The sequence below is a fragment of the Marinobacter sp. genome (genome assembly GCF_014859525.1).
GTDB lineage: Bacteria > Pseudomonadota > Gammaproteobacteria > Pseudomonadales > Oleiphilaceae > Marinobacter.
This window is the reverse complement of sequence record NZ_JACUUB010000030.1, coordinates 1-11,853: the sequence shown is the minus strand read 5'-3', so window position 1 is coordinate 11,853 and position 11,853 is coordinate 1. Positions and strand designations below refer to the sequence as shown.

The following is an 11,853-nucleotide window of genomic DNA, read 5'->3' as shown; positions in this document are numbered from 1 at the left end:
AAATCTGTAGATGTATCGATTATTTTTAGGGCAGGGCAATCCAATGAGTAAAGAGATCTTGCTGGTCGTGGAATCCGTTTCGAACGAAAAAGGTGTCGATAAGGATGTGATTTTCGAGGCGATCGAACTCGCACTCGCAACCGCCGCCAAAAAACGTTATGACGACGAAGAGGCCGATGTTCGGGTTGCCATTGATCGCCGCACCGGAGAGTACGAGACCTTCCGTCGTTGGCTTGTGGTTGATAACGACGCTGTGCCGGCGCTGGGCACTGAGCTCACCATGCAGGAAGCGGAAGAAATCGACACCGATCTCAGGCCGGGTGATACCCACGAAGAGAAGGTGGAATCGGTCGCCTTCGGTCGTATCGGTGCCCAGGCGGCCAAGCAGATTATCTTCCAGAAGGTACGTGAAGCAGAGCGCTCCAAGATAGTGGATAGCTACCGTGATCGTGTCAGCGAATTGGTGTCTGGTACCGTCAAAAAAGTCACACGTGACAACGTTATTGTGGACCTGGGTGCCAACGCCGAAGCGCTGCTGCCCCGGGAACACCTGATTCCGCGTGAGACGTTCCGAATGGGTGATCGCGTTCGTGCCTTGCTGCTGGAAATTCGCACGGATCACAGAGGCCCACAGCTGATTCTGAGCCGCACCGATGCTCAGATGCTGGTCGAGCTATTTCGTATCGAAGTGCCGGAGATTGCTGAAGAATTGATCGAGATTCGCGGTGCTGCTCGTGATCCCGGCTCGCGTGCCAAGATTGCGGTCAAGACCAATGATCGTCGTATCGATCCGGTGGGTGCTTGTGTTGGTATGCGCGGTTCCAGGGTTCAAGCGGTCTCCAACGAACTGGGTGGCGAGCGTGTTGATATCGTGCTGTGGGACGACAACCCGGCACAGTTGGTGATCAACGCGATGGCGCCGGCGGAAGTGGCCTCTATCGTGATGGACGAAGATCGCCACACGATGGATGTGGCCGTTGCCGAAGATAACCTTGCGCAGGCCATTGGCCGGAACGGTCAAAACGTTCGTCTGGCTACCGAGCTGACCGGTTGGACGTTAAACGTCATGACGGAGGAAGAGGCGGGTGAACGCCAGGAGCAGGAGTATTCTCGCCTGGTTGAACACTTCACCGCGAACCTGGATGTAGATGAAGAATTTGCCGGCGTTTTGATCGAAGAAGGTTTTACCTCCATTGAAGAGGTGGCCTATGTCCCGATGGAAGAAATGCTGGCGATTGATGGTTTTGACGAAGAGACCGTCACAGAATTGCGCAATCGTGCCAAGGACGTGCTGTTGAATAAGGCGCTGGCAAGTGAAGAGGCCCTGGAAGGCGCCGAGCCCGCGGAAGATCTTCTCGAAATGGAAGGCATGGACCGTTCTCTGGCGTTTAAACTCGCCGGTATGGGTGTGCGTACTATGGAAGATCTGGCCGAGCAGTCTGTGGATGATCTGCTCGAAATCGAAGGTATGGATGAAGAGCGTGCAGGTCGATTGATTATGACGGCACGTGCACCCTGGTTTGAAGACCAGGCCTGATTCGGGAGAGGAGGACCAGTATGGCTGAAGTAACGGTAAAACAACTGGCCGCAGACGTAGGCGCTCCCGTGGATCGTTTGCTGAAGCAGATCGTTGAGGCGGGCCTGAAAGCTCGCAGTGAAAACGATGCTGTCTCCAGCGATGAGAAGCAGCAGCTGCTGACGTATCTGAGAAAGAACCACGGCGAAGCCGGGGATGAGCCGCAAAAGATTACACTCAAGCGCAAGACCACCACCACGCTGAAGGCCGGCAAGGCCAAAACCGTGAGTGTGGAAGTGCGTAAGCGCCGCACTTACATCAAACGTGCGGAAGTACAACCTGAGGCAGAAGCCGAGGTAGAGGCGCCTAAGCCGGAAGATGTGGCACCGCAGCCGGTTGCTGAAGTGCCGGCGGTTGAGGATGCGCCCAAGGTAGCCGCAGAACAGCAGGCAGAAAAGCCTGCGGAACAGGTCGAGGCGCCATCTGCGCCCGAGAAAGCGCCTGAGCCTGAGCCGGTTACAGCGCCGGAGGATATGCCTATGCCTCCGCCTGACGATGAAGGTCGGGATCGTAAGCCGAAGAAAAAGAAAGAGAAGGTGCGCGAGCGCGGCGACGAAATCGAAGAAGGCAAGCCGAAGAAGAAACAGGCTGGCCACCGCGGGCCTCGCAGCCGTCCGGTTGACGAACCACTGGCTATTTCTGAGGACGAAGAAGACAGCTCTCCTCGTAAGCAGTTGCGGGCTAAAAAGAAACCGAAAGAAAAGCGTCACGCTTTCGAGAGGCCAACCAAGCCCATGGTTAGAGAAGTACAGATTCCGGAAGTTATCACCGTTGGTGATCTTGCACAGCGCATGGCAGTCAAAGCCGCTGATGTCATCAAAACCCTGATGGGAATGGGCGTTATGGCCACCATCAACCAGCCGCTGGACCAGGAAACGGCCATGCTCGTTACCGAAGAGCTGGGTCACAAACCTCGCGCAATCAGTGACGACGCGCTGGAAGAAGAAGTGTTGAGCGAAATTTCCGTTCAGCACGAAGGCAAAGTTAAAATCAAACGGGCACCCGTTGTCAGCGTGATGGGGCATGTTGACCATGGTAAGACGTCGCTGCTCGATTACATTCGTCGCACCAAAGTCGCCGCTGGTGAATCCGGTGGCATTACCCAGCACATCGGGGCGTATCACGTCGAGACTGACCACGGTATGGTTTCCTTCCTGGATACCCCGGGCCACGCCGCCTTTACAGCCATGCGTGCTCGTGGTGCTCAGTGCACCGATATCGTGATTCTGGTGGTGGCCGCTGACGACGGTGTTATGCCGCAAACCAAGGAAGCGGTACAGCACGCCAAATCGGCCGGCGTACCTCTGGTGGTTGCCATCAACAAGATGGACAAGGAAGAGGCCGATCCGGACCGGATCAAGAATGAGCTGTCTGCTCTGGATGTGATTCCGGAAGATTGGGGCGGTGACGTTCAGTTCATTCCCGTATCTGCACATACCGGTGTCGGTATCGATGATTTGCTCGAAGCCATCCTCCTGCAGGCAGAAGTGCTTGAGCTTGAAGCTTCACCCGACGCCTCAGCGAAAGGTGTTGTGGTTGAGTCGAGCCTGGAGCGTGGTCGTGGCTCCGTTGCCACCGTGCTGGTACAGAACGGTACTCTGCGCCAGGGCGATATGGTTGTTGCAGGCTCCTTCTTCGGTAAAGTCCGCGCCATGACCGACGAAGCCGGCAAGCCGGTTAAAGATGCTGGCCCGTCAATTCCTGTTGAGATCCTCGGTCTTAACGGTACGCCGGATGCAGGTGATGAGTTTTACGCCGTTGCCGACGAGAAGAAAGCAAAAGAGCTGGCTGAACACCGTCAGACTCGTGAGCGTGAGCACCGCTTGCAGCGCCAGCAAGCTGCCAAGCTGGAAAACATGTTTGAAAACATGGGCAAAGACGAGGTTAAAACTCTTAACGTTGTGCTCAAGACAGACGTGCGCGGCTCGCTTGAGGCTATTGTTAAGGCTCTTCACGATCTCGGTAACGAAGAAGTTCAGGTCAAGATCGTGTCGTCTGGAGTTGGCGGCATCGCCGAAACCGACGTCAGCCTGGCCATGGCGACCAACGCCGTTATCTTTGGTTTTAACGTGCGTGCAGACACAGCGTCCAAGCGTCTTGTTGAGCAGGAAGGTCTGGACCTGCGTTACTACAGCATCATCTACAACCTGCTGGATGACGTGAAGTTTGCTCTGACCGGCATGCTCAAGCCTGAGTTCCGCGAAGACATTATCGGTATTGCCGATGTGCGTGACGTCTTCCGCTCACCGAAGTTCGGCCAGGTGGCTGGTTGTATGGTGACCGAAGGTAACGTATACCGTAACAAGCCAATCCGTGTGCTGCGTGACAACGTGGTGATCTTTGAAGGCGAGCTGGAATCCCTGCGTCGCTTCAAGGATGACGTCCAGGAAGTTCGTAACGGTATGGAATGTGGTATCGGCGTTAAGGGTTATGACGTCAAAGTGGGCGACCAGATCGAAGTGTTTGATCGCGTCCGTGTTGAACGCAAGCTCGAATCGACGGGGGCCTGATGGCACGGGAATTCAGTCGCATAGATCGCATTGGTGATCAAATGCAACGCGAACTGGCCCAGCTCATCCAGCGCGAGGTGAAAGATCCTCGCGTTGGAATGGTCACAGTGAACGCCGTCAAGGTAAGTCGTGACCTGGGTTATGCCGACATCTACGTGTCGTTGCTGTCCACTGATGAACTCACGGAGCAGTCACCTGCCGTCCAAGACTCTTTGTCTGCGCTGAACAAGGCCTCCGGTTTTTTGCGCGGCCAGGTCGGGCGGGCTATGAAGCTACGGGTAGTGCCTCATCTGCGCTTTCATTTTGACAGCCTGCTCAATCAGAGTCGGAAAATGGATCGTCTTATCCGGCAGGCCGTTGGTGATCAACCATCGGTGCCTCGGGACGACAATGAAGACCCTGTTTCCGATAACCCGGAGCGTGACGCTTGAGTCGTCGACGCAAAGGCCGTGATGTAAATGGCATCCTGGTGATCGACAAGCCAGTGGGTGTTACCTCGAACGGTATTCTTCAGCAGATCAAGCGCCTGTATGGTGCCGCTAAAGCGGGCCATACCGGCGCGCTTGACCCCCTCGCAACCGGCGTTCTGCCGCTGTGCTTTGGTGAAGCCACCAAGTTCTCCCAGATGATGCTGGACAGTGACAAGGCGTACATCACCACCGCGCGCCTGGGCGTACGGACGGAAACAGGTGACAGCGAAGGTGCCGTGGTTGAAGAGAAACCGGTGCCGGTATTGACGGAAGCTCAGCTCGAAGCGGTGCTTGAGAACTTTCGCGGAGATATCCAGCAGGTTCCATCGATGTATTCGGCGCTCAAGCATCAGGGCAAACCTCTGTATGAGTACGCCCGACAAGGCATTGAGGTTGATCGTCCCGCACGTCCGGTGACCATCTATGAGCTCAAACTGCTGGCCGTTCGCGACAATGAGCTGGATATGGCTGTTACCTGCACCAAGGGTACGTACATACGCTCACTGGTTGAAGATATCGGTGAGGCCCTGGGTTGTGGCGCTCACGTCGTTGCACTGAGGCGGACTATGGCCTCCGGTTATGATCTGTCGCAAGCCCACGATGTCACTGTGCTCGAGGCCATGCGGGAAAGTGGAGAAAGCCTGGACGGGCTGCTGTTGCCGCCAGAGAGTGCGCTGACCATGTTCCCGGAGCACCGGTTGGGCGGCTCGCCGCTGGTATCGATATTGAACGGACAACCGGTTAGAATATCAGGACAGCCTTTTGAAGGTTTCGTGCGTATCTACGGCGATCATTCCTTTGTTGGGTTGGTAGAAGCTGTACCCGAGGGCGAAGACACCAATTTGGTGCCGCGCCGTCTGGTAAAGAACAGCGGCGGGTAATACCCGTCGTGGAGTAGCCGGGCTGTAGAGATGCGCGGTTCGGCCGGATTTATCAGCATCGCAACCAATGAGGTGTAATATGGCTCTTTCTGCCAATGAGAAAGCACAGATCGTTAATGATTATCAGCAAGCTGATGGCGATACCGGTTCCCCTGAAGTTCAGGTGGCACTGCTGAGCGCTAACATCAACAAGCTGCAGGATCACTTCAAGGCCAACAAGCAGGATCACCATTCCCGCCGTGGCTTGATCCGGATGGTAAACCAGCGTCGTAAACTGCTGGACTACCTCAAGCGCAAAAACGCTGACCGTTACCTTGAGCTGATCAAGCGTCTGGGTCTGCGTCGCTAATCCGGTTTAACGACCTGAAGGCTGGCCCGGAATAAACCGGGCCAGCCGAGCTTCTCTCCCGCTGTCTGAGCTTGCCCGTTTGGGGAAGCCAGAGAGCGAATTGCTGCAGTTGATTTGTCAGTGACACCGAAGGATTTTCCCTGTCGTAATGGAAAGCTGAAATTGATAGCAGGTTGTTGAAAAGCCCGGGTGCAGTAGCAAAAGCTGCGTGCCTTACCGGGGTTTTGCAACAGCCTGTTAGCTTTCAGACAGGTTGGCTTTCGGTTCACAGATCAAGCTGCTGCGGTTTTGATGGAATCCGGGTACGGATGAATGGGTCATCTGGCCCTGTATTAACAGTCGAATAGCAGGAGTTAATAGTGGATCTGCAACCACGTAAGAAAACGTTTGAAATGGGTGGCGAAACCTTCACTCTGGAAACTGGCCGTGTTGCTCGTCAGGCAACAGGTTCTGTTCTGGTAACGACCGGTGACACCTCTGTATTGGGCACCGTTGTGGGTGCCAAAGACGCCAAGCCGGGTCAGCCTTTCTTCCCGCTGACCGTTAACTACTTCGAAAAAACCTACGCCGCGGGCAAAATTCCAGGTGGTTTTTTCAAGCGTGAAGGCCGTCCGTCCGAGAAAGAGACGCTGACCTCGCGCCTGATCGACCGTCCGATCCGTCCGCTGTTCCCGAACGGTTTCATGAACGAAGTTCAGGTCATCCTGACCGTTATGTCGGCGAACAAGAACCACGATCCGGACATCGCAGCCATGCTCGCGGCGTCGGCGGCGCTGGCCGTTTCTGGTATCCCGTTTGACGGCCCGATCGGTGCCGCCCGCGTTGGCTTCACCAACGACAAAGGTTACTTCCTGAACCCGACGTTTGAAGAGCTGCAAACCTCCATGCTGGACATGGTGGTTGCGGGTACTGAGGACGCGGTGCTGATGGTTGAGTCCGAAGCCAAAGGCTTGTCTGAAGATCAGATGCTGGGCGGCGTTTTGTTTGCTCATCAAGAAATGCAGACTGCGGTAACAGCCATCAAGGAATTCGCGGCCGAAAACGGCAAGCCCCGTTGGGATTGGCAGCCAGAGCAAGTTGACAACGAACTGCTGAACGCCATCAAGTCAGAGTTTGGTGGCGCCATCGAAGAAGCTTACGCCATCCGCGACAAGATGGCCCGTTACACCCGCCTGGGTGAGATCAAGGCCGGCATTGTTGAGAAACTGGCCGGTGACGAGGAAGGTAAGCCTTCTGCAGAGCTGGTCAAGAAATACTTCGGTAAAGTTGAGAAGTCCGTGGTTCGCCAGCAGGTTATCGATGGCAAGCCGCGTATTGATGGTCGTGACAACAAGACCGTGCGCCCGATTGAAGTGGAAGTGGGCATCCTGCCGTCCGTTCATGGTTCTGCGCTGTTCACCCGTGGTGAAACCCAGGCTATCGTAACGGCTACGCTCGGCACCACTCGTGACGTTCAGATCATCGACGCCCTGGAAGGTGAGCGCAAAGACCCGTTCCTGTTCCACTATAACTTCCCTCCGTACTCCGTTGGTGAAGCTGGCCGTGTTGGTACTCCGGGTCGTCGTGAAGTGGGTCATGGTCGCCTGGCCAAGCGTGGTGTGTTGGCGGTTATGCCGACTCTTGAGGAATTCCCGTACGCCATTCGTGCGGTATCCGAGATTACCGAATCCAACGGTTCCAGCTCTATGGCATCGGTTTGTGGTTCCAGTCTGGCGTTGATGGACGCAGGTGTGCCGATCAAGGCACCGGTTGCTGGTATCGCCATGGGTCTGGTTAAGGAAGGCGACAATTTCGCTATCCTGACCGACATCCTGGGTGACGAAGATCACCTGGGCGACATGGACTTCAAAGTTGCCGGTACCAGAGATGGCATCACCGCTCTGCAGATGGATATCAAGATCAACGGCATCACCGACGAAATCATGGAGCTGGCTCTTGAGCAGGCTCACGCAGCCCGCCTGCACATTCTCGGTGAAATGAACAAGGTGATCTCCGAGCCGCGTGCCGAGCTGTCTGACCGCGCACCGAGCATCACCACCATCAAGATCCATCCGGACAAGATCCGTGACGTTATCGGTAAGGGCGGTTCTGTGATCCGTTCTATCTGTGACGAAACCGGCGCATCTATTGATCTGGACGACGACGGTAATGTGAAGATTTACGCGGATAACGCAGCCGCTGCACAAGCTGCAATGAACCGCGTGAAGGAAATTACTGCCGAGATCGAAGTGGGTGCGCTATACAAAGGCCGCGTTGAGCGGATTGTAGAGTTTGGTGCGTTCGTTAACATCTTGCCTGGCAAGGATGGTCTGGTGCACATTTCCCAGATCTCTGATCGCCGTATCGAGAACGTGACTGACGAGCTGAGCGAAGGTCAGGAAGTTCTGGTCAAGGTACTGGACGTGGACAACCGTGGCCGCGTTAAGCTGTCCATGAAGGAAGTTAAGGAAGGCGAGCAGCCGACTGACTTCGCTGACTGATCTTTCAGTTAGTCAGTAGTGAGAAAACCCGCCTTACCTTTGGTTTGGCGGGTTTTTTGTTTAGGGAGTATAGGGAGTATTAGCCCGCTCTTTGGGCGGCTGAACATAGTCTATTTTCCTGAAAGCCGAAAAAGTTTCATAAAATCATTGCGTTAAGAAAAAAGAAAGGAGCCAGTTTGCGAGCATATTGACTGGGTTTTGGGGCGATGGCTGTCGATAATCTTTTTTTGGCGGTAAATTTCAGGAAAAATCACTAGAAAAGTTTAGATTTTGGTCGATCAGACTAATGCTTCTGCGCTAATGTAAAAATATGCACTTTGCATCCAGTCTGTGATGCTCAAGCGCATTGATAACACCAATAAAAGCCACGAAAAAAACAAGAGAAAATACAATGATTCGAAAACTTGCAACGCTGGTATTTGCCTGTGCGGCGCTGTCATCTGTTAACGCGTCGGCTGATCAACTGGATACTGTTATTCAACGCGGTACGTTGAACTGTGGAGTCGTTCTTGACTTCCCACCAATGGGATACTTTGACGGGAACAACAATCCCGCCGGTTTTGATGTGGATTATTGTAACGACCTTGGCGAAGCCATGGGTGTTAACGTCAATGTTCTTAATCTGACCTGGGGCGAGCGTATTCCCTCACTGATCTCCGGAAAGACCGATGTGGTTATCGGGTCCACCTCCGACACCCTTGAGCGCGCCAAGACCGTAGGCTTCACCTATCCATACTTTGTATTCAAGTTCCAGGTGATTGCCCACGAAGACAAGAACATTAATTCCTTTGATGACCTGAAGAACCTGAAGGTGGGCGCGGCCCTCGGCACAACTTACGAAACAGAATACCTGGCCTACGCCGAGCAACAAGGTTGGGGCAAGAGCAACTACACCTCATTCAGGTCCGAGAACGACGCATACCTTGGGCTGTATCAAGGTAAAGTGGATGCCATCATTTCGACCAACACCAATATCGCCACCAAGCTTCGCAGCAAAGAGTTTGCAGAATTTGTGGCTGGCCCTTATGTGCCCAATTATGACGACGTAGTGGGCATTATCGCCAAGCGTGATGAAACGGCCTGGATCAACTATCTGAATCTGTTCCTGGTCCGCCAGATCCGGGATGGCAATATGAATACGGCCTATAACAAGCACTTTGGCACGGACGCCCCGGCCGATCTGATCCAGTCTCTGAGAGACAATAAGTAAGCGCTAAAACCGCAACTACCGGGCAGTTGAGTCGCTCGGTTGCTGCTCTGGCCAGGGTGCGGGTTCCTCCCGCGGCCTGGCCACAATGCCCTATCGCAGCTATCCGTTAGCGTTAGTCGAGCCCCCTTCCATTGCAATAAAATGGCCAAGGTATGGACTACAGATTTCATTGGAACGTCGTGTTCCAGAATATGCCTGAGTTACTTAGTGGCGCCTTTGTTACCCTGCACGTCTCCGTGCTTGCTATGCTTCTAGGCATTGTCATTGCCATTCTGTTGGCGATTGCCAAGATGAACAACACCAAATTCTTCTGCCACGTTGCCACCGTCTGGGTGGAAATTGCCCGGAACACCCCAGCATTGTTCCAGATCTATATGGCCTATTTTGGCCTGGGGGCACTGGGTATACACCTGAGCCCCTATGCTGCGGTACTGAGCGCCCTGGTGTTCATTAACGCCGGTTACCTTGCCGAGACCTTCCGCGGCGGCTTTCAATCAATTCCGAGTACCCAGTACAGTGCTTCGAAATCCCTTGGTATGACCAGTTTTCAGTCATACTGGCATATCATTCTGCCGCAGATGCTTCGGCGTATCTATCATCCGATGACCAACCAACTCGTCTGGTCTATCCTGATGAGCTCCTTGGGCATCCTCGTGGGTATGAGCGAGTTGTCCGGAACCACTCAGCGCTTGCAGTCACTGTCGTTCCGAACCCTTGAGTTCTTTATTGTGGCGGCGGTGATGTACTACATCCTCACCAAACTGGTTCTGTTTGGTTCATCGCTTCTTTCGCGCAGGCTGTTCAGGGGGGAGATCTGATGGGCTCGTTATTCACACCCCTTTCCTGGAGCGACAGTGGTCTGATCCTGACCGGTGTCTGGAACACCATCATCATCTCGGTTCTGGCAATCGTTGTTGGTACCGCACTTGGGTTGATCGTGGGTTTTATCCGCTCTGAGAGTAATAAGGTAGTCAATGTCCTGTTTGGCAGCCTGCTGGACGTGCTTCGGAGCGTCCCTCTGATCATACAGTTGATTCTGTTTTCCACCCTCATGGGAGCGATGGGAAGTCCGCTGGCGCCATTTGTAGCAGGTTCCATTGTACTGTCCCTTTACACCATGGCGTTTATGAGTGAGGTGTTCCGCGGCGGCTTTGAGAGCGTTAGCCCATCTATGCAAACGGCCGCACGTTCACTGGGCATGTCCAACTGGCAGACCATCTACCACATAAGGTTGCCGATCAGCCTTAGAGCGGTTTTTCCCTCCTGGCTGGGTGTGTCGCTGAGCGTTATCAAGGATTCGGCATTGGTGTCGGTGATTGGTTACATGGAGCTGTTGCGCACCTCTGAGCAATTGATTTCGAGAACCCAGCAGCCGCTCGAAATTTTGATCGGTGTCGGTATCTTCTACTTCATTATTTCGTACCCGCTTTCCTACTATGGCCGGTATGTCGAGAGGAAAATGGCAATATGATAAGCGTTCAGAATGTCCACAAATCTTTTGGAGACCTTGAAGTCCTGAAAGGCGTCAGCCTGGATGTGAACAAAGGTGAAGTGTTAAGCGTGATAGGGGGCTCTGGCAGCGGTAAATCAACCCTGCTTTACTGCATCAACGCCATCGAATCCATCAATAAAGGTACTATTCTTGTTGACGATGTGAATGTGCATGCAAAGGTCACCAACAAGGACAAGCTGCGCCAGAAACTAGGCATGGTGTTCCAGCAGTGGAACTCGTTTCCTCACATGACTGTCCTGGAAAACGCCGCCCTGGCTCCCCGTATCGTCAAGAAGATGAGCAAGGAAGAAGCCATCGAGATTGCCCGAAAGGAGCTTGAGCACGTTGGCCTGGGTGACAAGCTGGACGTATACCCCACCAAGATGTCCGGTGGCCAGCAGCAGCGACTGGCTATTGCCAGAGCGTTGGCCATGAAGCCGGACTACATGTTGCTCGACGAGGTAACCTCGGCACTTGACCCGGAGTTGGTCGGTGAAGTCTTGGACACTCTGCGTCTGTTGGCGGAAGAGGGCATGACGATGATCTGTGTAACACATGAAATGGGCTTCGCCCGGGACGTGTCTGACAGGGTGGCCTATTTCCATCAAGGCGTGATCGCCGAGATTGGTGAAGCCCGGCAGGTGATCACCGATCCTCAGAACCCGCTCACCCAAAAGTTCCTGTCAAAAGTGCGCTAAAAGCCATGTAAAGTGTTGTGCTGGTTGGGGGAGTTCTTGGACCCGCTCCCCTGACCATTTTTACTCCTCCTGTTCTGCTGCCTTCACCGTTGGAGATCCTCCTCCATAAACTCCAGCACCGTCTCCCGATACGCCGGCAGCATAAACGTCGCGCCGTGAGGCGTGTCGGTTCTCAGGAAATCTTTGG

At 54.2% G+C, this 11,853-nt stretch carries 10 protein-coding genes; all 10 read left to right on the top strand.

Features of this window, described 5'->3' with window-relative positions:
- The first annotated feature begins 43 nt into the window (after positions 1-43).
- The 10 genes from nusA (at position 44) to IBX51_RS08200 (ending at position 11,666) form a co-directional block, all read left to right on the top strand.
- A complete protein-coding gene (gene nusA / locus IBX51_RS08245) occupies positions 44-1,537 on the top strand; it encodes a transcription termination factor NusA (protein WP_291830653.1) in 1,494 nt (497 codons plus the stop codon).
- 20 nt (positions 1,538-1,557) lie between these two features.
- Positions 1,558-4,086 carry a translation initiation factor IF-2 gene (infB, locus tag IBX51_RS08240; protein ID WP_291830651.1) on the top strand — a complete coding sequence of 843 codons (2,529 nt, stop codon included), beginning with the start codon at positions 1,558-1,560 and terminating at the stop codon, positions 4,084-4,086.
- Entirely contained in the window at positions 4,086-4,517 is a 432-nt protein-coding gene (gene rbfA, locus IBX51_RS08235; RefSeq protein ID WP_291830648.1) for a 30S ribosome-binding factor RbfA, read from the top strand. The genes infB and rbfA overlap by 1 nt, the downstream gene beginning before the upstream one ends.
- Positions 4,514-5,437, top strand: a complete 924-nt coding sequence (gene truB, locus IBX51_RS08230) for a tRNA pseudouridine(55) synthase TruB (RefSeq protein WP_291830646.1) — start codon at positions 4,514-4,516, stop codon at positions 5,435-5,437. The genes rbfA and truB overlap by 4 nt, the downstream gene beginning before the upstream one ends.
- A 79-nt stretch (positions 5,438-5,516) precedes the next feature.
- Positions 5,517-5,786 carry a 30S ribosomal protein S15 gene (gene rpsO, locus IBX51_RS08225; protein ID WP_044389340.1) on the top strand — a complete coding sequence of 90 codons (270 nt, stop codon included), beginning with the start codon at positions 5,517-5,519 and terminating at the stop codon, positions 5,784-5,786.
- Between the two features lie 365 nt (positions 5,787-6,151).
- Positions 6,152-8,266, top strand: a complete 2,115-nt coding sequence (gene pnp, locus IBX51_RS08220; protein ID WP_291830681.1) for a polyribonucleotide nucleotidyltransferase — start codon at positions 6,152-6,154, stop codon at positions 8,264-8,266.
- 391 nt (positions 8,267-8,657) lie between these two features.
- Positions 8,658-9,476, top strand: a complete 819-nt coding sequence (locus tag IBX51_RS08215) for a transporter substrate-binding domain-containing protein (protein ID WP_291830640.1) — start codon at positions 8,658-8,660, stop codon at positions 9,474-9,476.
- A 152-nt stretch (positions 9,477-9,628) separates the two neighbouring features.
- Positions 9,629-10,294, top strand: coding sequence for an amino acid ABC transporter permease (locus tag IBX51_RS08210; protein ID WP_291830638.1), 666 nt, complete (start codon positions 9,629-9,631; stop codon positions 10,292-10,294).
- On the top strand, positions 10,294-10,947 hold the full coding sequence (locus tag IBX51_RS08205; RefSeq protein WP_291830635.1) for an amino acid ABC transporter permease: 654 nt from the start codon (positions 10,294-10,296) through the stop codon (positions 10,945-10,947). The genes IBX51_RS08210 and IBX51_RS08205 overlap by 1 nt, the downstream gene beginning before the upstream one ends.
- Entirely contained in the window at positions 10,944-11,666 is a 723-nt protein-coding gene (locus IBX51_RS08200) for an amino acid ABC transporter ATP-binding protein (protein ID WP_291830633.1), read from the top strand. The genes IBX51_RS08205 and IBX51_RS08200 overlap by 4 nt, the downstream gene beginning before the upstream one ends.
- The last annotated feature ends 187 nt before the right edge of the window (positions 11,667-11,853 follow it).